Source organism: Cytobacillus purgationiresistens, assembly GCF_030813235.1.
Taxonomy (GTDB): Bacteria; Bacillota; Bacilli; order Bacillales; family Cytobacillaceae; genus Cytobacillus; species Cytobacillus purgationiresistens.
Genome location: NZ_JAUSUB010000015.1, coordinates 1 through 25,739 on the forward strand (window position 1 = coordinate 1; position 25,739 = coordinate 25,739).

24 protein-coding genes are annotated in these 25,739 nt (G+C 38.3%); 22 read left to right on the top strand and 2 right to left on the bottom strand.

Annotation, left to right across the window (positions count from 1 at the left end; all coding sequences use genetic code 11):
* Positions 1 to 674 precede the first annotated feature (674 nt).
* Positions 675 to 1,865 carry a class I SAM-dependent rRNA methyltransferase gene (locus J2S17_RS16210; RefSeq protein WP_307476606.1) on the top strand — a complete coding sequence of 397 codons (1,191 nt, stop codon included), beginning with the start codon at positions 675 to 677 and terminating at the stop codon, positions 1,863 to 1,865.
* Between the two features lie 46 nt (positions 1,866 to 1,911).
* Here J2S17_RS16210 and J2S17_RS16215 read toward each other — a convergent pair whose 3' ends face one another.
* Positions 1,912 to 3,594 (bottom strand): MFS transporter, encoded by a 1,683-nt coding sequence (locus J2S17_RS16215; RefSeq protein WP_307476608.1) that lies wholly within the window; start codon positions 3,592 to 3,594, stop codon positions 1,912 to 1,914.
* A gap of 191 nt (positions 3,595 to 3,785) precedes the next feature.
* On the opposite strand from J2S17_RS16215, the gene J2S17_RS16220 reads away from it, so the two are divergent.
* From J2S17_RS16220 to J2S17_RS16265, 10 genes are all read left to right on the top strand, one after another.
* Positions 3,786 to 4,490: a FadR/GntR family transcriptional regulator gene (locus J2S17_RS16220; RefSeq protein WP_307476610.1), complete on the top strand. Its 705-nt coding sequence runs from the start codon at positions 3,786 to 3,788 to the stop codon at positions 4,488 to 4,490.
* Positions 4,480 to 5,895: an FAD-binding oxidoreductase gene (locus J2S17_RS16225; protein WP_307476612.1), complete on the top strand. Its 1,416-nt coding sequence runs from the start codon at positions 4,480 to 4,482 to the stop codon at positions 5,893 to 5,895. Before J2S17_RS16220 ends, J2S17_RS16225 begins: the two co-directional genes overlap by 11 nt.
* Positions 5,888 to 7,147: a (Fe-S)-binding protein gene (locus J2S17_RS16230; protein ID WP_307476614.1), complete on the top strand. Its 1,260-nt coding sequence runs from the start codon at positions 5,888 to 5,890 to the stop codon at positions 7,145 to 7,147. The genes J2S17_RS16225 and J2S17_RS16230 overlap by 8 nt, the downstream gene beginning before the upstream one ends.
* 19 nt (positions 7,148 to 7,166) lie before the next feature.
* The gene (gene lhgD, locus J2S17_RS16235; protein ID WP_307476616.1) at positions 7,167 to 8,375 is read left to right on the top strand and encodes an L-2-hydroxyglutarate dehydrogenase; all 1,209 of its coding nucleotides are present in this window, start codon (positions 7,167 to 7,169) and stop codon (positions 8,373 to 8,375) included.
* A gap of 133 nt (positions 8,376 to 8,508) precedes the next feature.
* Positions 8,509 to 9,255, top strand: coding sequence for a DUF3888 domain-containing protein (locus tag J2S17_RS16240; RefSeq protein ID WP_307476618.1), 747 nt, complete (start codon positions 8,509 to 8,511; stop codon positions 9,253 to 9,255).
* Positions 9,256 to 9,348: 93 nt separating this feature from the next.
* A complete protein-coding gene (locus J2S17_RS16245; RefSeq protein ID WP_307476620.1) occupies positions 9,349 to 9,918 on the top strand; it encodes a TetR/AcrR family transcriptional regulator in 570 nt (189 codons plus the stop codon).
* A gap of 96 nt (positions 9,919 to 10,014) precedes the next feature.
* The gene (locus tag J2S17_RS16250; protein ID WP_307476622.1) at positions 10,015 to 10,488 is read left to right on the top strand and encodes a DUF4188 domain-containing protein; all 474 of its coding nucleotides are present in this window, start codon (positions 10,015 to 10,017) and stop codon (positions 10,486 to 10,488) included.
* 20 nt (positions 10,489 to 10,508) lie between these two features.
* Positions 10,509 to 10,982 carry an NUDIX domain-containing protein gene (locus J2S17_RS16255; RefSeq protein WP_307476624.1) on the top strand — a complete coding sequence of 158 codons (474 nt, stop codon included), beginning with the start codon at positions 10,509 to 10,511 and terminating at the stop codon, positions 10,980 to 10,982.
* Entirely contained in the window at positions 10,979 to 11,824 is an 846-nt protein-coding gene (locus J2S17_RS16260; protein ID WP_307476626.1) for a GNAT family N-acetyltransferase, read from the top strand. Before J2S17_RS16255 ends, J2S17_RS16260 begins: the two co-directional genes overlap by 4 nt.
* Before the next feature lie 3 nt (positions 11,825 to 11,827).
* Positions 11,828 to 12,205: a VOC family protein gene (locus J2S17_RS16265; RefSeq protein ID WP_307476628.1), complete on the top strand. Its 378-nt coding sequence runs from the start codon at positions 11,828 to 11,830 to the stop codon at positions 12,203 to 12,205.
* Between the two features lie 37 nt (positions 12,206 to 12,242).
* On the opposite strand, the gene J2S17_RS16270 is transcribed toward J2S17_RS16265, so the two are convergent.
* Positions 12,243 to 13,496 carry an ATP-binding protein gene (locus J2S17_RS16270; RefSeq protein ID WP_307476630.1) on the bottom strand — a complete coding sequence of 418 codons (1,254 nt, stop codon included), beginning with the start codon at positions 13,494 to 13,496 and terminating at the stop codon, positions 12,243 to 12,245.
* 172 nt (positions 13,497 to 13,668) lie between these two features.
* On the opposite strand from J2S17_RS16270, the gene J2S17_RS16275 reads away from it, so the two are divergent.
* From J2S17_RS16275 to J2S17_RS16325, 11 genes are all read left to right on the top strand, one after another.
* Positions 13,669 to 14,142 (top strand): hypothetical protein, encoded by a 474-nt coding sequence (locus J2S17_RS16275; protein ID WP_307476632.1) that lies wholly within the window; start codon positions 13,669 to 13,671, stop codon positions 14,140 to 14,142.
* 1,061 nt (positions 14,143 to 15,203) lie between these two features.
* Complete coding sequence (locus tag J2S17_RS16280) at positions 15,204 to 15,737, top strand: RNA polymerase sigma factor (RefSeq protein ID WP_307476634.1); 534 nt, start codon at positions 15,204 to 15,206, stop codon at positions 15,735 to 15,737.
* The gene (locus J2S17_RS16285) at positions 15,721 to 16,641 is read left to right on the top strand and encodes a hypothetical protein (protein WP_307476636.1); all 921 of its coding nucleotides are present in this window, start codon (positions 15,721 to 15,723) and stop codon (positions 16,639 to 16,641) included. Before J2S17_RS16280 ends, J2S17_RS16285 begins: the two co-directional genes overlap by 17 nt.
* A gap of 132 nt (positions 16,642 to 16,773) precedes the next feature.
* Positions 16,774 to 17,586 carry a GNAT family N-acetyltransferase gene (locus tag J2S17_RS16290; RefSeq protein WP_307476638.1) on the top strand — a complete coding sequence of 271 codons (813 nt, stop codon included), beginning with the start codon at positions 16,774 to 16,776 and terminating at the stop codon, positions 17,584 to 17,586.
* Positions 17,587 to 17,602: 16 nt separating this feature from the next.
* A complete protein-coding gene (locus J2S17_RS16295; RefSeq protein WP_307476640.1) occupies positions 17,603 to 18,244 on the top strand; it encodes a response regulator transcription factor in 642 nt (213 codons plus the stop codon).
* Entirely contained in the window at positions 18,245 to 19,345 is a 1,101-nt protein-coding gene (locus tag J2S17_RS16300; protein WP_307476641.1) for a sensor histidine kinase, read from the top strand.
* A 103-nt stretch (positions 19,346 to 19,448) separates the two neighbouring features.
* Entirely contained in the window at positions 19,449 to 20,384 is a 936-nt protein-coding gene (locus J2S17_RS16305) for an ABC transporter ATP-binding protein (protein WP_307476643.1), read from the top strand.
* 18 nt (positions 20,385 to 20,402) lie between these two features.
* Complete coding sequence (locus tag J2S17_RS16310; RefSeq protein ID WP_307476645.1) at positions 20,403 to 21,506, top strand: ABC transporter permease; 1,104 nt, start codon at positions 20,403 to 20,405, stop codon at positions 21,504 to 21,506.
* Positions 21,506 to 22,651, top strand: a complete 1,146-nt coding sequence (locus tag J2S17_RS16315) for an ABC transporter permease (RefSeq protein WP_307476647.1) — start codon at positions 21,506 to 21,508, stop codon at positions 22,649 to 22,651. The genes J2S17_RS16310 and J2S17_RS16315 overlap by 1 nt, the downstream gene beginning before the upstream one ends.
* Positions 22,652 to 22,798: 147 nt before the next feature.
* Positions 22,799 to 24,895 carry a catalase gene (locus J2S17_RS16320; protein ID WP_370875047.1) on the top strand — a complete coding sequence of 699 codons (2,097 nt, stop codon included), beginning with the start codon at positions 22,799 to 22,801 and terminating at the stop codon, positions 24,893 to 24,895.
* Between the two features lie 368 nt (positions 24,896 to 25,263).
* Positions 25,264 to 25,737, top strand: a complete 474-nt coding sequence (locus J2S17_RS16325) for an ArsR/SmtB family transcription factor (protein WP_307476650.1) — start codon at positions 25,264 to 25,266, stop codon at positions 25,735 to 25,737.
* The last annotated feature ends 2 nt before the right edge of the window (positions 25,738 to 25,739 follow it).

The window sequence follows — 25,739 nt, forward strand, 5'->3', positions numbered from 1 at the left end:
GTTAACTAGATAATCAAACTAGTGCCCGAGTAGGGAAGAAAAGTGGAAAAGGGTTAACTAGATGATGAAACTAATGCCCGTAGAGGGAAGAAAAGTAGAAAAGGGTTAACTAGATAATCAAACTAGTGCCCGAGTAGGGAAGAAAAGTGGAAAAGGGTTAACTAGAAGATGAAGCTAGTGCCCGAAGTGGGAAGAAAAGTAGAAAAGGGTTAACTAGATAATCAAACTAGTGCCCCTGAAGAGGAAAAAAGGAGAAAAGGGTTAACTAGATGATGAAACTAATGCCCGTAGAGGGAAGAAAAGGAGAAAAGGGTTAACTAGATAATCAAACTAGTGCCCGAGTAGGGAAGAAAAGTGGAAAAGGGTTAACTAGATGATGAAACTAATGCCCGTAGAGGGAAGAAAAGGAGAAAAGGGTTAACTAGATAATCAAACTAGTGCCTGAGTAGGGAAGAAAAGTAGAAAAGGGTTAACTAGATAATCAAACTAGTGCCAGTAGAGGAAAGAAATGCAGTAATTGGGCAACTAGATAAACGAAATTTTCCATAATCCCTGGACTAGCTACCAACCAGCACCTTCTCTTCCAAACACCCCTCCAGCAGCCTATGAACAGGACAAGCATTATGGTAACATAGGATAATCAAAGAAATTCAGACGTGAAGTAGGGTGAAAGCATGAATCAGTCGGTACGGTTAAAAGTAAAATCATCGTATGTGAATAAATACAAAGCGAGTTATCCGCTTATTACAGCTGAATCGGTTAGCAAACTGCCCAACATGGCAGAAGGTGCGATCGTTGATTTGGTTGATGATCAAAATCGTTTTCTTGGAAAAGGATATTACGGGATTCAGAATAAGGGACGAGGCTGGATTTTAACTAAAAATCCGCAAGACGACATTGATCAAGCATTATTTGAAAAGAAAATAGCAAAAGCAATTGAACATAGAAGTGAGCTATTTGCAGCTAATGATACAACAGCCTTTCGTGTAGTGAACGGCGAAGGGGATGGACTTGGCGGGATTACCATCGATTATTATGAAGGATTCTATGTAATCAGCTGGTATAGCGAAGGGATATATCAATTTAAGGATCTAATCATAAAAGCGCTCACAAAAGTTGCAGATATGAAGGGTCTATATGAGAAAAAACGCTTTGCTGCTAAAGGAACCTATATAGAAGATGATGATTTCATCTTAGGGGAAAGAGCGCAGTTTCCAATCATTGTGAAAGAAAATGGCATTCATTATCCAGTCTATTTAAATGAAGGCGCAATGGTCGGAGTCTTTTTAGATCAACGAAATGTTCGAAAAACGATTCGAGATAAATATGCCGAAGGGAAAACAGTGTTAAATACGTTTTCATATACAGGGGCATTCTCTGCGGCGGCGGCATTGGGCGGAGCTGTAAAGACGACAAGTGTTGACCTTGCTAATCGCAGTAAAAGTAAAACCATTGAAATGTTCAGTGTGAATGAAATTGACTATCAGAGCCAAGACATTATAGTCGAAGATGTATTTAATTATTTTAAATATGCTGTACGCAAACAATTGCAATTTGATATGGTGATTCTGGATCCACCAAGCTTTGCTAGGTCTAAGAAGAATACCTTTAGCGCTGGGAAGGACTATCCTGCACTTCTAGAGCAAGCGATTAAAATAACGGACAATGGCGGGGTGATTGTTGCATCCTCCAATTGCAGTACATTCAATATGAATAAATTTAAAAGTTTCGTTAAAAAAGCATTCGAACAAACGGGTGGACAATATAAAATCCTTGAAGAATTTAGTCTTCCTGAGGATTTTAAAACAATAAAGGAATTTCCTGAGGGTGATTATCTAAAGGTATTATTCGTGAAAAAGCTTTAAATGAAAAAAAGGTGCCGCTCCATCCTAGGAGCAGCACCTTTTTGCATTATTCTAATCCTTTAATGATTAACTCTTTAACAGGTAAAAATGTCTCGCCTGTATCTAAAAAGACAACTTCCACTTCATCATCTTCCTGTAGGTAGATTGAGAGCGGATTGTTCTCAGAAGAAATGATAAAGTTACGACCGTCGTCTAATAGGAATGAAACGGTAGAGACATCACCAGTTTTCTCTTTATATAGTCTGACTACTTTTCCGGTCGTTTGTTTTTCCTCAGCCTTTGAACTTCCGTCAACACTGCCTCCGCCGCGCTGTAATGCAGTTTTATAAATTTTCAAGGCTTCATTTGGTGTGTCTCCAAAAGCGGAAATTTCCGGATTGGCAGCTGAAACGATAAAGTAATTTTGCAAGAATCCATTCGCATCCATTACAGGTGTCAGCCAGCTTGCCTCGCCATAGAAGTTGTAGATAATCGGCATTTCACCTGACCATTTCTTCTCGATGAATTTCTTTTCAATAATTTGTAATGCGCCTTGGGAATCCATATAAGATTCTTCAAGATTTCCTGTATAGTAGGTTGCTTCTCCAGTCCTGGAATTGGTGAGTGAATATCCAAGCATGGAGTCAACACCTTCTTTAGGGCTAGTGAAATCAGTGAAATAATACATATCTCCATTTTCATCAAAGATTGGACTTACATTCGCCTCTGTGCCTTCATCTGAAGGAAGCTTTACATCCGACTTGCTAAATTTACTGTTCCAAAAGCCGTTAATATAATTTCCGAAATAGCTATTATGCAAGCTAACGGCTTCCGGAGAGACCGCTCCGTCAATAAATGCAGGCGCATCCTTCAAGCTATACGCTTTCGTGGTTCCGCTCTTTGGATCTACTACAACGATTCCTTTTGCTTCAAAACCATTTCTAGCTGAGATGAATTCGCCAAATGTACGAACATAGAATGGCTTTCCTTCATCGTCGATTTCCAGTTGAACATCGCCATAAAAGATATGCTGAGGATATTGCATTCTAATATGCCGTTCAATATCTTTATTGAAAAAAGATGAAGGTGTATAAACCATCTCTGATTTCATGAATTTCGGATTGGCATTTGAATCGGTCGCACTAACTGTAAAGTATCCCGGTGTCGAATCCCCTTTAAACCACTTGAAGAAACCGGAAAATTCAACTGGAGCAATGTATACATATTCATTGTTTACCTTTTGGATTTGCAGGTTGCCCAGTTCATAGTAGCTTGTATTTGGCACTTGACCAAACGCTTTTCTCATTTTATTGCGAGCAAATTTTGGTGGAACGCTCGCTGGTGTCTCATTCTCATCGAAAGTTTCAATCTCAGTTTGCACAGTCATTTTGGCGGTTTCAAATTTCTCATCCGCATTAAAAAGAAAGGACGTAAGGAAGAAAATGGCTGCAAGTAAGCTGGCTAAAAACAGAACTACTTTGATCATTCTTTCTTTTCCAGTGGCAAAAAAAGCGCCAGCGCCGGTGATAAGAATAGCTAATATCCAAATTGATGATGGGTTTCTATCCAAATTGCTTAAGTAATAGAAAAGAAAGACTCCACCAACTAATAAGACAATTAAAGCAATTAAACCGCTTGTATTAAATGTGGATTTTTTCTCCTCAGCGGTTTTAGGTTTTTTAGTAAATGGAATCAGCACTAAGGCAGAAGCTAATCCAACTATAAGTGAAAATATAAAAATGTTACCCATATAAATACCCCTTTCTATTATGTATCAGTATATCCAAAATGATGAGGTTAGCGAAAATGATTCCCATCTATGTATACGACCAATGTTTGAAAAAGTTTCACCATAACAATATTTATAATTTTCATTGTATTTTGATTAATATCTTGTATACTTGTTATACAAGTAGCGTTTTATTGAAGGAGCTAAACTAAATGAAGATTGAACGGAAGAAAATTTCTGGTCAGGTGTTAGAGCATATTAAAAGCATGCTGTTGAGCCAGCAAATCCCTCCCAATGACCCGCTTCCATCAGAAAACGATTTCGCTAAGATGTTTGGAGTGAGCCGTGCGCCGGTAAGAGAAGCGTTAAGTGTTCTACAAGCAAGTGGAATAATTGAAACAAGACAGGGTGGGCGTACCTATGTGAAAGAAGTAGACCTTAGAAGTATGCTTGATCAGCTAAAAATGGAATATATCTCAATGGAACAAATATTTGAATTGCTTGAAATGAGATTAATTATGGAAACACAGGCTGCAGCACTTGCGGCGAGCCGCAGAGATCATCAAGATTTAGCAAGAATGAAAGAGGCATTGGATCAATTTCAAATGACTTTGACTTATCCAGATGAGGTGGGAGACCAGGCTGACGTGAATTTTCATAAATTTATGATTGAAGCAACAAAAAATCGCTTCATGATGCAAGTGATGGAAAACATTGAGGCCATGTATCGCAAAGCAGTTTCCTACTCTTTGCAAAAAAATATTGGCCGGATGGAAACAAGAGAGCGTGTATTTCAAGAGCATCAAAATATTTTTCGAGCGATTGAGGAGCAGAATGAAGAAAAAGCTGTAGATTCCGTAAAGGAACATCTGCAAAATGTCATCAAAAAATTAAAGGAGGGTCGTTATGATAACTGATGAGATGCTTAGGCAGTTAAGAAAAGTAATAACATCGAGTGCACGTGTATTAACAGATAAAGCCGATTTAGTTTCTTACAGCTATGATGCTTCCTTCGGTTCTTATATACCCGACCTTGTTCTTCAGCCTATCTCGGCAGAAGAAGTGTCTGGAGTTGTAAAGGCAGCGAATCATTGGAAGGTCCCTATTTATCCTCGTGGAAGGGGTACAAGCTTAAGCGGTGGCCCCCTTCCTGTACATGGCGGAATTGTCCTCGATTGTTCTCAGTGGAATCAGAAGCTGATAATTGACAGTGATGATACAGTGGCGATTGTTTCGCCCGGTGTGATTACGGCAGAGATTGACCATGCGGCAAGCAAGCATGGCCTCATGTATCCGCCCGATCCCAGCAGTGCACATGTATCGACCATTGGAGGAAATCTTGCTGAAAATGCAGGAGGTCCCAGGGGCCTGAAATATGGTGTGACAAAGGACTATGTGCTGGGGCTGGAGGTTGTGACACCTGAGGGTGAAATCATTAAAACAGGTGGAAGAACAATTAAAAACGTAACTGGTTATGATTTAACCAAACTGATTGTTGGATCGGAAGGTACACTTGGCGTCATAACGGAAGCAACTTTAAAACTTATTCCAAGGCCGCAGGCAGCTCAAACGATGATGGTAATCTTTGATGATATCGTGGATGCCGGGAAAGCGATCTCCTCCGTACTAACTTCGGGACTGTTGCCATCAAAAATGGAGATAATGGACCAATCATCCATTGTTGCTGTAGAAGCGTATGAACCAATCGGTTTGCCGCTAGATGTAGATGCGATAATTTTAATCGAGATGGATGGACATCCGATTGCTATTGGGGATGAATGTGAACAAGTTAAAAAGGTTTGTCTTGCCGTGGGCGCCAAAGAGGTCATTATTGCAGCAGATGACGAGTCTGCAAGCCGGCTATGGAAAGCAAGAAAGCTTGTCTCGCCAGCTATTGTTAGAAAAAAACCAACAAAAATTTCAGAGGATGCAACCATACCGCGAAGTAAAATCCCAGAAATGTTCAAACGATTAAAGGAAATTAAAGAAAAATATGATATCGATCTCGTTGTCTTTGGTCATGCGGGAGATGGGAATCTTCACCCCAATATCATCACAGACAAAAGGGATAGGGAAGAGATGAGAAGGGTTGAAAAAGCGGTAGAAGAAATATTTGCAACAGCGATCCAACTGGGGGGAACGCTTTCAGGAGAGCATGGGATAGGAACAATGAAGACGCCATTTATGGAGATGGAGCTTGGTGAAGCAGGCCTAGATATGATGAAACGGATTAAATTAGTGTGGGACCCCAACAATATTATGAATCCGGGGAAAATCTTCCCCGAGTCCAAAGATCAAAGGCTTGTGTTAATAAATGACTGAACACTTGGCATATAAAGAAACCTTTGATTGTGTTCAGTGCGGCTATTGTCTTCCCGCATGTCCCACATACGTATCAATCGGGAAGGAAAGCCATTCGCCGCGGGGCAGAATCAACCTAGTCCAAATGGCAGCAGAAGGAAAAATATCCATTGAAGAGATTACGGATTCTATGGAATTATGTTTAGGCTGCAGAGCTTGTGAAACAGTCTGCCCAACCAATGTTCAATATGGAAAAATTCTTGAATCCTACAAAGAAGTGAAAGCAGAAGAAGAGAAACCTTTCATCTTAAATAAACTAGCGATGCAAAAAGGGCTGCCTAATAAAAAAATATTAAGTGTCCTAACATCCTCTTTAAAGCTTTATCAGAATTCAGGTTTGAATAAGGCAGCAAGAAAAACGAATTTGTTAGGCTTGCTGCCAGACCAACTTCAAGCTTTTGAAGAGATTACCCCGGCAATAGAAAAACCGGATAAAAAGCTCAGAGCAGCTGTGCAATTTCCCCCCTCTCAAACAAAAGCGAGAATTGCATTTTTTACCGGCTGCATTATGGATGTGTTTTTTGCAAAGATCAATGACCTGAGCATTAAGCTATTACAGCATGCGGGCTGCGAGGTTACAGTGATAAAGGAACAAACCTGCTGTGGAGCATTGCAAAATCATGATGGAGATCGGTCAACTTCGAAAAAACTAGCCAAGGAAAATATCACGGCCTTTGAACAAGGAAATTATGATTACATCGTTAATAGCATCGGCGGCTGCGGTGCAATGTTAGTAGAATACGATGAGCTCCTTAAGGATGAGCAGAAGTGGGCAGGCCGCGCAAAAGCATTTGCAGAAAAAAACAAAGATGTCAGTGTCATCTTAAATAAACTAGATATTGCTTTTAATAAAGAAATGAATATTACAGCAACCTATCAGCCCTCATGTCATTTATTAAATGTCCAAAAGGTTTCAGAGGCGCCAGTTCAATTGCTGAGATCTATCCCTGAAATCACTTATATCCCTTTGCCAAAGGGGGATATGTGCTGCGGTTCTGCAGGTATTTACAATGTAGTCCACTATCATGAATCAATGGATATTTTAGATAGCAAGATGGAAAATGTGAAAAAAATAGTACCTGAAATGATTGTAACGTCTAATCCCGGCTGTCATTTGCAAATGAGCTTAGGTGTTAAGCGTGAAGGATTAGCTCATAAGGTTAAGGTGGTTCATATTGTTGAATTGCTGGCAGAGGCTTGTGGAATTAAGTAAAAGAGGGAGATGCAATAGAATGTACGATTATTTAATTATTGGGGGAGGCATTGTCGGTCTGTCTGTTGGGATGGAGTTGTTAAACAGGCACCCACATGTAAAAATAGCAATCTTGGAAAAGGAAAGTCATGTTGCAGCACACCAAACCGGTCATAACAGCGGTGTCATTCACTCGGGAATCTACTATAAGCCTGGAAGCGAGAAAGCGAGGCTTGCAAAAAAAGGCAGTCAAACAATGGTCGCGTTTTGTCAGGAACATGGACTGGAAGTTGATATTTGCGGAAAGGTAATTGTTGCAAGTGAAGAGGAGGAGCTGCCCCTATTGGATCAATTATACAAGCGCGGTATCGACAACGGTCTCAATATTCGTCTGATTGATCAGTCAGAGCTAGGCGAAATTGAACCGCATGTTAATGGCATGAAAGCGATCCACGTCCCGATGGCTGGGATTGTTAACTATAAGAACGTGTCTGAGAAAATGGCAGAAATCATTAGGCAAAAGGGCGGAGAAATACGATTAAATCATGAAGTTCTCTCAATTGAGGAAACAGCAAATGAAGCAGTGATCCTAACAAATAGAGGTGAATTAAAAGCTTCTTTTTATATCAATTGCGGGGGCCTGCATTCCGACCGTGTCGCGAAAAAAGCAAATTTATTAACAGATGTAAAAATCATCCCATTTAGGGGAGAGTATTATCAATTAAAGGAAGAAAAGAGAGGATTGGTTAAGAACCTGATTTATCCTGTTCCAAATCCCAACTTTCCATTTCTCGGTGTTCATTTTACAAGAATGATTGGCGGGGCAGTGGATGTTGGTCCAAATGCCGTGCTTGGGTTTAAGCGAGAGGGCTATAAAAAAACCGATGTTCATCTGGGTGATTTATTCGAAGTATTAAATTATAAAGGCTTCTGGAAATTAGCTGGCCAGTATATGAAGGAAGGAATGGATGAAATGGTTCGGTCAGCATCCAAAAAACTCTTTCTTAAAAATGTCCAAAAACTGATGCCGGACATTCAAGCATCAGATTTAATTCCAGCCCCAGCCGGTGTGCGTGCCCAGGCTCTAAAGGATGACGGTTCACTCGTTGATGACTTTTACATCCTCCCGAGTAAGCACTCTATTCATGTTTTGAATGCTCCATCTCCTGCGGCAACTGCATCTATTGAAATAGGAAAAGAAATCGTCAATCAAATTGAGCAGATATCACCCGTTCATACGCCAGTATAAAAAATACAACCTGACATCAATGATTATTTGGTGTCAGGTTTAATAAATAAAATGCCATCTCAAATTTTAAAAATGAATTGTATTATCGACTGAACTGGGGAGATTAAATATAAAAACCTAGGCAGGTAATAAAATGAAAAAACTATTCATAGGACTCTCATTCAGTATTTTGATTTTATGGATACACCCACTTAATATGGCAGCTGAAACAGAAATAGAGTCCAAGCTAGTCTATGACACATTATTGACGACGCTCGAACCGCATATTTCTGAGGCAGTGGCTGCTTACTATGGATATCACAAACAATATGGTTTATATGATACAACGATAAAGAAAATAAAAAGAACGGAAAAAGGCAGCTATCACTTTATTGTCACTGTGCAGGTCCAAACCTTTGAAGCTGCGCATAACCCTCCATATGGCAAAGAAAAGATTAAGTTTGACGTAAGTCCAATTGGGATAAAAACAATCAAATTTAAACATAGAGGCGATGAAGATGAAGCAAAACTGAATCAATTTTATAGGGATGCTTTAAGAGATATAAACAAATCATTTCATTTAAGGCTGAACGCTTACGAAAAATATAACCATAATCAACTACACTATTTAGCAGAAAGGCAGCCAGAATATCAATCCTTAGCAAATATTGTTGCTGACATCGTTATTGAAGAGCTAAACCCGACAATAAAGCCTCCTTATAAAAACAGTATCAACCCGGTTACATTTATAAAAGGAAAACAAGGCTATATTCTTTTCAAAAAATCAGATGGTTCAAACGTTGTATATCGTCTTGTTTATGAAAAAAATAACTGGATTGTGAAGTTAAAAGACAGTAAATCTGGTAAAGAGATGAAAAAGGAACTGCTTTGGTATATGTAGTATAATCTGTAGATGAATTTTCTGAAATATCCACAAAGAGGGAAAACATGATATACTTTTATTAACCATTGGTCAATAAAAGGAGAATCTCTAATGACGCCGCGTAAATCATCAGCAGAAGAGCTAACGAAAGAAGAAATAGTCTATCGAGCAAGAGAACAATTTATTGAAAAAGGATATGAAAAGGTGACAATGAGGGGACTGGCAAGCAAGCTGGGCTGTAGTCATGGAGCACTTTATTATTACTTTAAAAACAAAGCTGAATTATTTTATGCTGTAGTAGAGAAGGATTTTGCTCATTTAAATCAGCTACTGAAAGATGTTGTTAGTGGACCGAATGAGAATCAGCAAAAACTTCATGAAATACTTCTGTGCTTCATACGCTTCGGTTTGAACCAACAGAAGCAGTATGAATTTATGTTTATGATGAAAAATGATGAAGTGGATAGTCTTTCACATGAAGCCTCAATGCAAAGCTATCATAAATTTGCTGAAGCCGTATTTAAATTAAAAAATGAAAAGGTTCAACAGGATGCAATTTATTCAGCTTTTATTGCTTTACATGGATTTGTATCACATCATTGTGGATATGTAACTGATTTCAACGAAGTAAAGGAAGCAGCAGAAGGGCATGTCCAATTTATATTAAAAGGATTGACTTAAATAAATGTCAGTCTTTATTTCAAGCCTAATTGACCAATGGTTAATAAAAAATAATGGATGAAAGAAGGAAATAAAAAAAGGGAGGGAGAATGAAGAATGAATAATCAACTTTTCAAAGGCAGATATACAGCAATGGTGGAGGAGGATTTTATTGTATTTATCATAGGGATGCGCATTAATAAATTTACGGCACTCTCTAAATGGGTTCCAGTGGCTCAAGCAATGGGGCCAATGATTAAGGAGCTCTATCAAAATCCTGAATGGGGTTTCTTGCATACAGAGTATACGATAGGCTGGCGCACCGTGATGCTCACGCAATATTGGCGGAGCTATGATCAATTGGAGGCTTATGCAAAAGGGAAAACTCATTCGGCAGCATGGAGGAACTTCAACAAGAAGATTGGAGCAGATGGTTCTGTCGGTATTTTTCATGAAACGTATGTAGTAGAAAAAAGCGGATGCGAGGCAATGTACAGCAATATGCCTCAGTTTGGACTCGCAAAAGCATTTAACCATCATTTAATCACTAAAGATTACCATACATCGAGACAAAGATTAAAAAAGACATAGAGATTAAGGGGGAAGCACATTTGACGATTCACATAAGAGTTAGGGCAGGGGCAATTATTATAGAAAAAGAAGCGATTTTATTAGCTGAATTTAAAGACGAGAGCGGGCTTCATTATAATTTTCCAGCTGGTGGTGTTGAACCTGGTGAAACCGTAATTGAGGCAGTGAAAAGAGAAGCAATGGAAGAGGCTTCAGTGGATGTGGAAGTAGGACCGCTGGCATTTGTTTATGAATTTGCATCTCATATGGTGGAGTATGGAAAAGGCAAACCCCATTCAGTCGGTTTAATGTTTGAATGCAAGCTGAAAGAAGGCTCTGTTCCTGCACTGCCAAAAACTCCTGATGAGAATCAAACGGGTGTGAAATGGATACCGCTTCATGAATTATCGCAGATTACTTTATACCCAAATATGAAAGCGCATATATTAAACTATGTAAAGGATCGCAGAAGCTTGGAATTAAGCGAAACGCATCTGTTTGAGGTAAAGGGATGAAGACAGCATTATTAACTGATAGACTCAAGCGGATTTTTAATTGTGCTGAACGGGAAGCAATTGTGACAGAAAGCGAAGCTGTTTCACCAGAACATCTTTTATTAGCATTTTTGCAGGAACGAACAGGGGTATACAATGAAATTTTTCAAAGAAGTCAAATTAATATAACCTCATTAAGAGCATCGAGTATAAAGGAAGATCAAAAGATATGTACCCATGAGCTTTTCTCTATTTCAATCACAGCTGATGTTCTTGTGATTTATGAAGCCGCCCATCAAATAATGCAAAATTACAATCAAGTGATTTTAAACGAAGGTCATCTTTTAAAAGCAATGTTAAACATTAAGTCAATTAATGAACTCCTCACAGAAGAACAAAAGAATCTTCTCCTACAACTAGGCACGACCTCCAGAGATATGATTGTTAGCCTAGAACCATATTTTTTTCCGCTATTTCAGACAGTATCGATTAGAAGAGTACAAAAAGAGGATTATGAAAAACTAGTTCAATTTGTTGAAGGGGCATTTTCTTTTGAATGGGCAAGGACGGTTGAGATCGGCTTGGCACAACAACCTCCACCAATATACATTGCATTAGGAGCTAAGCAAGATATCATCGGGTTTGCCGCATATGACTCTTACAAAGGCTATAAAGGTTACTTTGGTCCGATGGGTGTCGTTCATGATTCGAGAATGAGGCGGATCGGTTATGAATTGCTGCATCATTGTTTAAATGATATGAAAGAGATTGGTTATGCCTATGCGATTATAGGCGAAGCGGGACCAATCGAATTCTATGAAAAAGCTTGTTCCGCCGTCGTGATTCCGATGAAAGGGGATTAAAGGATGAGCGTATTATTTAGGGTAGAGCTATATGTGAAAAATATTGAAGACTCTCTCGCATTTTATAAAGACATCATCGGCTTAGAGCTGTACGGAAGAAATGAACGATGCCTTCGTTTCAATTATGATTGTTTTTCTTTGCTCCTCACAAGCGATGAAGTCCTGAAAAAAGATCATTATTTTAATAAACAATTATCCACTTCTATGAAGGGAAGCGGATTTGAATTCATCATTGTAGTTGAAAGCATAGAGGCGGTATACGAGCGATGTATGAATCACCGCTATCCAATCATTGACGAAATCGAAACCTACTCCTGGGATATGAGAGGATTTAAAGTGGCTGATCCGGATGGCTATTTTATCAGAGTTACCTCAGGATAATTGCAAGAAGCCGCCTGATTATAGCAGGCGGCTTTTTTTATGAAGAGGATTGGTGAAAGTTGGGAAAAGTAAAGGTGAAGGTTGTCCCGTTGCCAACACTGCTCTTCACTTTAATGGTGCCCTTCATGGCGCGCGCGATGCTAAATACGACCATCATCCCTAAACCTGTGCCCTTTGCTCCTTTAGTAGAGTAGTAGGGCTCTCCTAATCTTGTTAACTGGTCTTCTGACATGCCAGACCCTGTATCTTGAATTTCTATCCGAATATCGGAAATCGAATAGGTCGTGTTTATGTATAATTGCCCGCCTCTTGGCATGGATTCAATCGCATTTTTTATCACATTGAGGAAGCATTGTTGAAACTTTTGCCTATCGCCTTCGATTGTACCTAGAATAGAAAAGTTTGTGATAATTTCTACAGAATTCTGGTTAGCGATTGGCTTAAGAATGCTGATGACATGTGAAAGTTCCCTCTTTACATTGATATCCTCAATTCGTTCTAGGGCCGGCTTGGAAAAAGTTAAATAGTTTTGAATGACTCTTTCTGCTGATTCGAGTTCAGTTTGGACTATGGATAAATATTCCGCCCTTTTTTGCGGAGGTAGGGTTTGCTCTTTTAATAATTGCACAAACCCGATAGCAGCTGTCAGGGGATTGCGTATTTCATGGGAAATGGCGGCGCCCATTTGTTCGACAGCTTCTAATTTCTCCGTCTTAATTAATTTAGACTGCATATCGATGGTTTTAATAACAAATTCAATAATATATGCAGCCATTCCAACACCAAGAGGAGGGATGAGAAGCATGGCTAACCATAAATCAAATTGATTTAGAGCTAACGGAGAAAATTCTAATAGAATAATAGTTATTAAACTGATACCTGTGGTGAGAACAACAGAAAAACAAATTCGTTTTTTGGGTGATACCTTTAAAAATTTCTTGTGCAGATAACAGAATAAAACACCTAGGATTAGAAATTCAATGGAAGTGAAAATAAATCCAGCGTCCACTCCATAAAACATTCTTAACAGAACGATAACAACGGCCAGATGAGGTCCAACCCCCACATAGAGTCCTCCAAGGATGACAGGGATGATTCGCAAATCAAATAGGAAACCAGGTTCGGGTTGATATGAAAATAAAAAACATATCCATATCATAATTGTCAGACAAAAAAATGCGGCAGCCTTTGAGTAGTTCAACCTGACATTCCTATCAATCCAAACGAGTGAAATGAATAGAATAATCGTTAATAATGCTAAATTAAAGAAATAATGACTGGTGATTTCCATTTTTTGCACCCTCTTTAACATATACGCAAATTTTATATTGTTTTTAGTGAAGTGACAATGAGAAAATTAAAAATTTAGAAATTTATAACACTTTTGTTATATACTTATCTTAACGTATAAACTTTAAATTGTTAAAGGGATTAATCTAATTTAAATACAGGATGTGTAGGTTATGGTTTTTAAACAAGCTGCTCCACCTTGGTTTGCTCTAGTGATCCTAGCTCTTTCAATGGGGTCTGTATCTTCTTTACAATCTCCATTTTCTCTTATAAACCTTGTCGTGCCTTTAATATGGATTAACTTATTAATGATAAAATTCGAATTATCTATATTTAAGCATGAGTGTATATATAAAATAAAGTTTTTCAAGCTGACTATGTACACAAGAACACTTCTGCCGGTAAATATAACAGCAATCAGATTTATGCGTTCAGGCTGGAATGAGAGAAAGGCGATTATCCATACAAGACCAGGATTCAATATTCGCATATTATTATTCGAGCCATTATCAGTTTTTACCGAGCTGAATGAGTTTGCAGATAGGCACTCAATTGATATTCATATGTCAAAGGGATACTCAATCGTAGAAAAATCCTATCGATTAAAACAGGAATCGATAGAATATGAGATTAAAAGAGAAAGTTAATCCATTTTAGTTTGAGGGTATTGGCCGTGTTTTAGTTGCAAATACAAAATCGACGATATAATCCGATTATCGCCGATAAAATCAAAAAAATCGTCGATATAAATAAATTATCGTCGATATATTACAAAAATCGCCGATAAAATAGCAGAATCGATATGAGCTCGAAACGGCGACTCTATTTAGGGTTGAGAATCCCAGGATGTTAGCCTGTTTTTAGGCTTTCATTGGAAAATCAACGATATAATCCGATTATCGCCGATAAAATCAAAAAAATCGTCGATATAAATAAATTATCGTCGATATATTGCAAAAATCGCCGATAAAATAGCAGAATCGATATGAGCTCGAAACGGCGACTCTATTTAGGGTTGAGAATCCCAGGATGTTAGCCTGTTTTTAGGCTTTCATTGGAAAATCGACGATATAATCCGATTATCGCCGATAAAATCAAAAAAATCGCTGATATAAATAAATTATCGTCGATATATTGCAAAAATCGCCGATAAAATGGCAGAATCGATATTTGCTCGAAACGACGACTCTATTTAGGGTTGAGAATCCCAGGATGTTAGCCTGTTTTTAGGCTTTCATTGGAAAATCGACGATATAATCCGATTATCACCGATAAAATCAAAAAAATCGTCGATATAAATAAATTATCGTCGATATATTGCAAAAATGGCAGAATCGATATTAGCTCGAAACGGCGACTCTATTTAGGGTTGAGAATCCCAGGATGTTAGCCTGTTTTTAGGCTTTCATTGGAAAATCGACGAAATAATTCGATTATCGCCGATAAAATCAAAAAAATCGTCGATATAAATAAATTATCGTCGATATATTGCAAAAATCGCCGATATCCTTTCCAATCAAGCAATATAAAGCCAAAAGCTGATTGTCCCGTTAAACCAAACTAGGCACCAATCCAAAAAGGACTTCAATTTGATGAAGTCCTTTTCTTAATCAAAATATCGGCTTAAAATTTTTTTAAAATGTGTCACAAATAATCAATTTCTACGACTGATGATTAAGAGCAGGAAAAAGGCAGGTGAGGTTGAGGGGTGGAAAAGGATAAACGGCAGCTTGTGATGGAGTGGTATGACTTATATTATGACGATATTTATCGGTTTATTTTATTTATGCTTGGTGATCAACAGGTATGTGAGGATTTTGTACATGATACTTTTGTGCGGGCTTATGCTGCGGTTGAAGGGTTTGATAATCGTTCAAGTGTCAAGACATGGTTATTCAGCATTGCAAAGCATATCGTATTGGACGAAATTCGGAAAAGAAAGCGACGAAGTTTATTTTCTTTTACGAATGGTGTGAAAGAGATACCGTCTCTCTTTAATATGGAGGAATGGCTGGAAAATAGAGAAGAAGTGCGGCAGCTGTTAACCGAAATAGAGAAGCTCAGGCCAAATTATCGAATGGTTGTGATACTGAAAAACATTGACGAATGCTCTTCAAAGGAGATGGCGGAGATTCTGAACTGGTCAGAAGCAAAGGTGAGAAAAACTTTATCGCGAGCAATGAAGTCGTTAAAGGAATCACGAGATCGGAAAGGGGGAAGGCAAATTGAGCAAATCACATGAAGATTGGGATGAACTTAAGTCCTATGCCCCTCCTGAAGAAGCAAAGGAAAATGGAAGACACCGACTATGGAAGTCGATTCGGAATGAAGGAGAGGGCCTGAAGGGCAATAAAACGAAGAATAAATGGAGAGGATTGATTACAGCTTGTTCAAGTATTCTCGTATGCGGAGGTTTATTGGCAGTTATTATGAATAATAACCTTTCAGGTCAAAATGGTGGAGACGAGGGGAATCAACCTGAAATTCAACCGCTTGATTTAAGCCAATTTAGCTGGGGATTAGAGGGTGTTTATGCTAAAAAGGAAGCAGAAGGACTCGTTATTTACAAAGAGAATGAAGAGGTTCCTGTAGGGAATGCCAGATTGGTTTCAGAAGAGGAAAAGGAAGAAATCACACAATCTGGAGCCATGTATGTGGATAAGCAATTAGCGGAATTTCCTTATCCTACAGAAATGTATATTGAGCATGTGAAAATGAAAGATACTGTTCTAAGATATCATTTTTTTATCCCCGACCATGAGGATTGGATTTACTTTGTCTTTGATTATCCCAAGCTTGAATATGCTGAGATTTTTAATTTAATATCTACTTTAAAAATACAAGACCGGGAGCCTTATATTCATAATGAACCTCTTTATGTGAATCATGGTTACGGAATTTTTCTTTATCCAACTGATTTAATTCCGGTCACCGTTGAATATGATGAAGCTGTCTATATTTGGGAGAATCCTTCTCAAGAGAGTTTTGCCCACTATGTAGAAAAGCTTGAAGCATCTGGGTGGTCTAGAGTTCCTGGCATCGGCAAAGAAATCACGTTTGAATCTAGTGGAGAGATAGTTGAAATCTCATGGAATGATGATGAGCTAGTATATAAGTATCAGTATACAAACCAAGAGGACGAATGACCCTGGCAGAATAAACTGCCAGGTTTTTTTTGCCGAGGTCATCTGATTGATTGTTATCTTTTTTGCCACATCAAAGGAAATAGACTTACATTTATTGAATTAAGGATTAACAATACTAAGGAGAGAGAAGATATGCCATTACTTTTAAAACAGAGACTGTCTCGGGTTGTCGAACAAACGGAAACAAATGCGCTTGTATCAAGATTATCAGCGATACAAGCGATGCCAGGCAATCCAATGGAAGTAGAAATGAAGCAGTATGGACAAGCGATTGCTTTTTCGGCGAAACAAATACCCGGTCCGTCATTTAATAAAGTGAAAGGTTTGTCCGATGAAAATATTGAAAGTCTTGACGATATTTTGAATTTCTATGGTGAAAGAGAGATTCCCTTTCAGTTTGAAATTACCCCAAATGCTGCTTCCGATTCGCTTTTTTCAGCGATGGCAAAGAGAGGCTTGTATCAATGTGGCTTTCATACATCCTTATATACAGAGACACTAGCAAAAGAATCAGCATCACTAGATAAGCGGATAGCAATCCGTGAATTGAATGGCGATGAATTTTCTATATTTGCGAATCTTTATATAAAGGGATTCGGCCTTCCAGATTTCACACAGAAAGGGATAGAGGAGAACAACGCTATCTTATATGGGAATGAGCGTTGGAAATTTTATTTAGCTTTATATAATGGACAGCCTGCAGGAGTTGGCGTCCTGTTTTTACATGAGCGGATAGCTTCGCTTGGAGCAGCAGCTGTCATTCCAGAATACAGGAGAAAAGGCATTCATCAAGCATTGATCCAAAAGAGACTGAAGTTTGCAAGTGAACATCAAGCTGTGCTCGCTGTAAGCCAGGCTGGTTTTAACAGTATGAGTCATGAAAATATGGAAAGAGCAGGACTGGGCATAGCGTATACTAATGCGGTTTGGAAAAAGCTCCTCTAAGGAAGGTGAGGAAGGAATGATTGAACAAATTCGTGTCATCATTACGGATGATAATTCCTTTGTACGTGAAGGAATGAAGATTATATTAAATTCGTATGAGGAATTTAATGTGCTTGCTACTTTTCAGAATGGTAAAGAAGCGGTGGACTACTGTATGGAAAATGAAGTGGATGTTGCGTTATTAGATATTCGCATGCCGGTCATGGATGGTGTGGAGGCAACGAAAGTGTTAACGGAAAATTCAACAGCTAAGCCCTTGATCTTAACAACTTTTGACGACGATGACTACATTCTTGAAGCGATTCAAAATGGTGCAAAGGGGTACTTATTAAAGAATAATGATCCCGAACAAATCCGTGATGCTATTAAGATGGTACATAAAGGACAAAATGTCATGCAAAACATTGTACTTGATAAAATTAAGCTTAACTTAATTAAAAAGACAGAAGCTCTAAAAATCAATAAAGCTTTGTTTACTGACCGTGAAATAGGTGTTATGGAGCTAGTGGCAAAAGGTTTTTCAAATCGAGAAATTTCAAAGGAGCTTTATATATCCGAAGGAACGGTTGCGAATTATATTAGTACGATCCTCTCTAAAGCAAATCTTAAGCATCGTACAAAAATAGCCATCTATTATTTAACAGGAAAAGCCGAGTAAATGGAAAAATGGCTGCTTGCAAGTAAGTTTGCACTTGTTGGATATGTTGCGTTAACACTGCTGGATGGACAAAACCCTTCAGTAATCTTGCTCTTCTGTCTTCTCTATATATGCAGTAATCTTGCTATTAATATTTTTCATCAGTCGATTTTTAAGCAAATAATGAGTCTGGTTACAGTTGTGCTGGTTATTGTGGCAACTAGTTATGTAGATCCGGTATTTATCCTTTTGCTTCCTCTGAATATAGGTGAATGGATTAATAGATGGACGGGTCATTATTTGCTGCCAATGGTCATGGTGTTTCTCCCGGTCCTTCTTATTGGAATAGAGTTGCAGGTTCTCTATGGAGTGATTGCGGCTATTAGCTTGATACAAGTTTTTATGGTTAGTCAATTCAGTAAAAAAGTGTCATACTTGGAAAAAAATGAAGATGAAATGAGGCATTCGATTAATCGCTTGACGAAAGCACTCAATGAGAACAAAGAATACAATCGGCAATTGGAATATACGATTAAGCTTGAGGAAAGAAATCGAGTATCTCAAGAGATTCATGATCAAATAGGCCACAATATGGCAGGTGCCCTTATTCAGATGGAAGCGGCCAAGAGGCTGATTGAAAGCGATCAGGCAAAAGCAGTGGAACTGCTGCAAAATGCGATACATATATCCAGTGATGGAATTGAAAGCATCCGTCTAACATTGAAAAATTTGAAGCCTAAAACAGAGCAAATGGGTGTTCATCGATTGAAATTAATTATTGATGATTTTATCGTTAAGCATGGTTTGTCTACGACCTTCTTATATAAAGGGAATATTGATTTAATCACACCTATACAATGGAAAATCATTTTTGAAAATGTAACGGAGTCCTTGACGAATGCTATCAAGTATAGTGATGCCACAAATATTCATGTTGATATTCATGTTTTAAATCAGATAATAAAAATCGTGATTAAAGATAATGGGCGAGGAAGCTTGGGCTATACAAAAGGTTTAGGAATTGCAGGCATGGAGGAAAGAGCAGCTAGTGTGAATGGCAAGGTGATTGTCGATGGCTCTGACGGTTTTGCTGTTACAACATTATTACCATTAGCAAATTAATATGAGGTTTCTCATGTAAAAGAAATGAACTTCTGCACTGCAGAAGTTTTTTTAATTTTAATACAATGATATTGAGTTAAAAGTATGGTTGGGAGTTGAGTAGATGAATGTGCTGGAAATAAAACAGCTTACAAAAAAGTTTAATCATTTTATCGCTGTAGATGGTGTTTCTTTTTCTATCGCTGAAGGAGAAATCTTTGGTCTGCTTGGGGCAAATGGAGCTGGAAAAAGCACGGCAATTTATATGATTGCAGGGTTACTTAAGATAACAAAAGGTGAGATCAAACTTTTGGGGAAGGACATTAAAAAAAACAGTAAGTTTGCCAAAATGAATATTGGTTTTGTCCCACAGGATATTGCAATATATGAGGATTTAACTGCTTTTGAAAATGTTAAATTCTTTGCAGGACTGTATGGCTTGCGAGGAGAGGAGTTGAATCAAAAAGTGACAGAGGCATTGGCGTTTGTTGGTTTAGGCGATAAAGAAAAAAGCTATCCGAAAAGGTTTTCTGGCGGAATGAAAAGGAGGTTGAATATTGCCTGCGCCATTGCTCACAAGCCTAAGCTGATTATTATGGATGAACCGACAGTGGGGATTGACCCCCAATCGCGCAAGCATATATTGGAGTCAGTTAAAAAGCTGAATGAAACGGGCTGTACAATTATATATACAAGTCATTATATGGAGGAAGTAGAAGCGATTTGCACAAAAATTGCGATTATCGACCATGGGAAGGTCATCGCTGAAGGAACGAAGGAACAGTTGAAAACCCTTATTACAGATACGAAGGATATCTGGATTGAAGTAAAGAATTCTGACGATATCGATCTCGAAGAACTAAAAAATATTAAAGGGATAAGAGCTGTGCAGCTAGTCAACCATACGATTCAAATTCACTCTGATGCAGAGGTTAATAATCTAAATGATATCATTCTCCATTTTATGAAAATGAATATAGAAATCCGTTCATTAAAGGAAAATGCACCTAATCTAGAGAGCGTGTTTCTGACGTTGACAGGTAGAAATTTGAGAGATTAAGGGAGGAGGGATAACGCGGTGAATATTTTAAATATTTATACAAAGGAAATGAAAAGTGATTTTCGCGATTCACAAACCTTCATCTTTTTTCTCGCCTTTCCGATTATTTTAATGATTATTCTTGGTACAGCATTATCAAATGCTTTTACGTCTGGCATCACCTTAGATGAGATAACCGTTTTATATAAAAGTGATGGGAATGAAGAGCTCTTAACTCACTTTCAGGGGCTGTTATATGAAGCGGGAAAGCAGGGATTCACTTTTGAAGAGGCCGAAGTTGTTGATGCTGGAATCCAGGCAGTGGAAGAAAATCAAGCGCATGCTTTTATCGTGCTTAACGATGCAGGCATTGATATTTATGGAAGTGATTTGAATACAATTGAAACAAGTATTATACATGGTATGATGACTGCCTTTGCAGATCAATACAATCTTTATCAGCAGCAGATTGATCTTGATCAGGCATCCTCTGTTCCACATGATTATATACAGCATTCTTCTTTGAATGGTGCCAAACAACCTGATTCAATGGATTATTATGCTGTAGCAATGGCAGTGATGATCAGCTTTTTCAGCTTGTATGCAAGCTATAATTTATTCCGTGGAGAAAAAACATTAAGGACGGGAGATAGATTAATGGCTGCTCCTATCGCAAAAAGCGAAATACTCATTGGTAAGGTTGCAGCTACCTTTTCTATGAATGCCTTCTTTCTGCTGATCATGATTTTCTTTAGTAAATACGTCTTTAACGCTGAATGGGGAGATCATCTGCTAGTAGTTATCACTCTATTGTTTTCCTTGATATTATTTGCAATTTGCTTAGGCATTGCCATTAGCTTTATAGCAAAAACACCAGAAGCGACAGCAACCATTTCGGTTTTATTTGTTCAGGTTGCCTGTTTTTTAGGCGGGGTTTATTTTCCAATTGATACTTCATCAGGAGGTCTTTTTAGTTTTTTTGCCTCGCTTTCACCCTTAACCTGGTCAAATGAGGCAATTCGTGAAGTAATCTATGGACAGAATCCTGCAGCGGCTTATCCTGTGATTCTCCTTAATTTATGTATCGCCGGCTTTTGCTACTTTATTACAGTCTTCTACTTGCGCAGACAGGAGGGCTTATAATGCGAAATATTATCTGGCTTATGCAAAATGCATTAAGAGTCATATTTAAAAACAAGAAAAATGTTCTAATCTATATTTTTGGCCCTGTTATAAGCGTCATGATAGCTGTTGCTGCATATGGGGATTGGACTGGAAGTGAACTGCGAATAGGTGTAGTCAATGAAGACGGAGGATATATTGCGAATGATACAGTCAGCTTTTTTTCAACTATAAAAAATGTAAAAGTCGAGAAGTTGGATCAAACAGAAATGAAAGACAAAATTATTTCAGGGTCAGTGGATACAGTTGTTGTATTTGAAAATGGATTTACTGAAAGCATTGAAGCGGGTAATCCTAAGAACATTCAATTAATCTCTATTAAGGGAGCTGAAGTTACAGCTTTTATTGAATCATATTTATATCAATATTTAGGAAATATCCTCATGATATCCGAACAGATAGAAGGCAAAGATATAGGTTTTAGAAAAATATACGATCAATACAAGCAGTCATCATTTGGAGTTCATGCCCATTCTGTCGAGGACACCTCAAAGCACAGTATGATGACAGTGAGAACGATGGGTTTCCTAATTATTATCATGTTCTTATCAGCGGGCACACTCTCGAGTATGATTTTAAAAGAAAAGGAAAATAGAACGTATTTTAGATTAATCGCAACACCCATAACTTCAAAGCAATATGTTACTTCGAATACGCTGGTCAATACACTTTTTATGATATTCCAAGTAATATTGACAATTGTATTAATGACACAATTATTTAAAATTGAATTAAGATTTCCTATTTATGAAATGATTATTGTCATGTCTCTGTTTGCGGTGGTGACAGTGGGGGGATCTCTCTGCATTGTGGCGTTTTCCAAAACCTCTTCGGCTGCAAGTGCAATCCAAAATGTGATTATCACTCCGACTTGCATGCTCTCTGGCTGTTTTTTTCCAATAGAGATTATGCCGGAATCTGTACAAAGGCTTGCTAATTTTTTTCCGCAAAAATGGGTGCTTGAAACTGTTTCAAGTTTGCAGCAGGGGGCAGCTTTTACAAGCCTTTATATGAATTATCTTATATTGGCTGCATTTGCTCTTACCTTTTTCCTCATTGCCGTATATAAATTTAGCAGAAGGACGGATATAACCATATTTAAGTAAATAGTAAAAGTAGGTTTGGTTTTTTTGGAGGAATGTGTCGAAAAGCTTATCAATATTTTTAGTAAACGAGTTTTATCCCTTTTTGCATGGGGTAATTTCCTAATATATTAATAGATTAGGATTTTACCAATGAAAGGGGATATAAACTTGGATAAGAAGCAAACAAAGACAATCAATGAGAATAGTAAACAGGAGCAGTTAGAAGAATACCGTGTAGATAATAGCGGGAAGAAGATGACAACGAATCAAGGCCTCCGTGTTTCAGAGGATGAGCATTCCCTGAAGGCTGGGGAGAGAGGCCCAACTTTGATGGAGGACTTTCATTTTCGTGAAAAAATGACGCATTTTGATCATGAACGCATTCCTGAGCGAATTGTCCATGCCAGAGGGTATGGTGCACATGGCTATTTTGAAGTGTATGAGTCAATGAAGGATTATACAAAAGCAAAGTTTCTTCAAGATCCTGAAGTGAAGACGCCTGTGTTTGTGCGTTTCTCTACTGTTGCCGGTTCAAGAGGTTCTGGTGATACAGTCCGTGATGCAAGGGGATTTGCAACAAAGTTTTATACTGAAGAAGGGAATTATGACCTCGTTGGAAACAATATTCCAGTGTTTTTCATCCAAGATGCGATTAAGTTTCCAGACTTGGTTCATGCATTCAAGCCAGAGCCTCATAATGAAATGCCTCAAGCATCTACTGCTCATGATACACATTGGGATTTTGTTGCAAACAACCAGGAAACAGCCCATATGGTGATGTGGACCATGTCTGACCGGGCCATTCCCCGCAGCTATCGCATGATGGAAGGCTTCGGTGTCCACACCTTTAGATTTGTTAATGAACAAGGAAAATCGCGATTTGTTAAGTTTCATTGGAAACCGGTTCTGGGGGTGCATTCATTAGTATTGGATGAGGCGCTTACCGTCGCTGGAAAAGACCCTGATTTCCATCGCAGAGATTTGTGGGAGTCAATTGAAATGGGCAACTATCCAGAATATGAACTTGGCGTGCAGATGATTGATGAAGAGGATGAATTCAAATTTGACTTTGATATTCTTGATCCAACTAAGCTGTGGCCTGAGGAAGAAGTACCAGTTAAAAAGATTGGTAAGATGACTTTAAATCGTAATCAGGATAACGTTTTTGCAGAGACTGAACAGGTCGCATTCCATCCCGGGAGTGTTGTCCCAGGGATTGATTTTTCAAATGATCCGTTACTGCAGGGAAGACTTTTCTCATACACAGACACACAGCTCATCCGTTTAGGCGGCCCAAACTTCCATGAGCTTCCAATCAATCGACCAGTCTGTCCATTCCATAATAACCAATATGACGGCCAGCATCGCATGACAATTAATAAAGGCCCGGTCGCTTATCATAAAAATTCTTTGCAAAATAATGATCCGAGCCCTGCAACAGAAGAAGAGGGGGGATATGTTCATTATGAAGAAAAGATTGAAGGACGTAAAATTCGTGCGCGAAGCGATAGCTTTAAAGATCATTTCAGCCAGGCAAAGATGTTCTGGAATAGCATGACTGAACCGGAGAAAAAGCATATCATTAGTGCTTTTCACTTTGAACTCGGAAAGGTAGAGAGCAAGGAAGTACAGCAGCAGGTTGTAGATATGTTCAGCCATGTTGATGCTGAGTTGGCCTCGGAAATTGCAAAAGGGATTGGTGCGAGTCAGCCAGCAGGTGAAAATGAATCAACGGTTACAAAATCGTCACCGGCCTTGAGTCAAGAAAATACAATTAAGACGCCTAAATCAAGAAAAGTTGCCATACTAGCGGAGAGTGGCTATACTCATGCTGAAATAGAAACCATAGTTGAGCAACTTAAGAAGGATGGGATCATCCCTGAAATAATCAGCTCGGCTTTAGGCAAGATAGCTAGCGAGGAAGGTAAAGAGCTGGAAGTAGATAAAACATTCTTAACAGCGGATTCAGTTCTATATGATGCGGTATATGTACCCGGCGGCAAACATGTAGATAAACTTGCTGCAAATTTTGATGCGATTGCTTTCCTTGCCCATGCGTATAAACACTTCAAACCTATTGGAGTCGTAAATGAGGGTATTCAATTTGCAAAAGAGGCGAGAATAGACGATATCCCTGATACAGAAGGAAAAGTCTATACTGACGAAGGCATCGTAGCCGTCCAAAATTCAGATGACTTAACAGGCTTTAGCAAGGAATTAATCAATGCCATCACCGATCACCGTCACTGGGGACGAGCGGTATAAACACGGAAGTTAATGAATAAATCATGTGTTCTCACTGAACATTATGAATAGTGGATAACATACGGCGAAACACACAAATGAATAAAAAAAATTCATTAATCAATAAATCAGCAAATCACCAAAATAAAAAAAAGAACAAAAAAAGCGATTCACATCCCCCATGTGAATCGCTTTTTCACGCCCTTCAAATGTCGAAATTTGTAGAAATGTGGGGGTGACAGGCACCGACAAAGCACCCAACAACACTCTAAAAAGCGCAGTGGATAAAAACGATTTGGAATAATAACAAAATATATATCATTCTAAAAAGTTAGAATGTATAATAAAATTAAATCGAATAGGAAATATAGAAAGGGGTTCGAAATAGAGTGGAAAAGAAAATGATGAATATAACATTGGAGCAGCAAAAAGTCATTTCAAGTCCGTTAAGATCAAAAATCATTTATTTGTTGGCAGAAGATCCAAAGACGGCGAAGCAGGTTGCAGATGAAATGGGTAAGACAGCAGGAAGCATTCATTACCACATTCAACAGCTATTGAGCCATGGCATTATTGAACTTGTAGAGACGAAGGAGAATCGGGGGATTATTGAAAAGTATTATCTCTCAAAAGCAACACATTTTAGTATGGGTAAACAAAATACTGAAATGACCAATCAAGAAAATGAAGAACAAATATCAATTAATATCAGCTTGAACAATGCCGAGAAAGAAGAATTTAATCATGAAATCGAAGAATTATTCATTAAATATATCAAAAGGACTATAAAGGATCAGCCCAATCGTTCATCTTATCAAGTAGCAGCAATCTTTAATAAAATAAGCGATGGCCAGGAGGAGTAGTA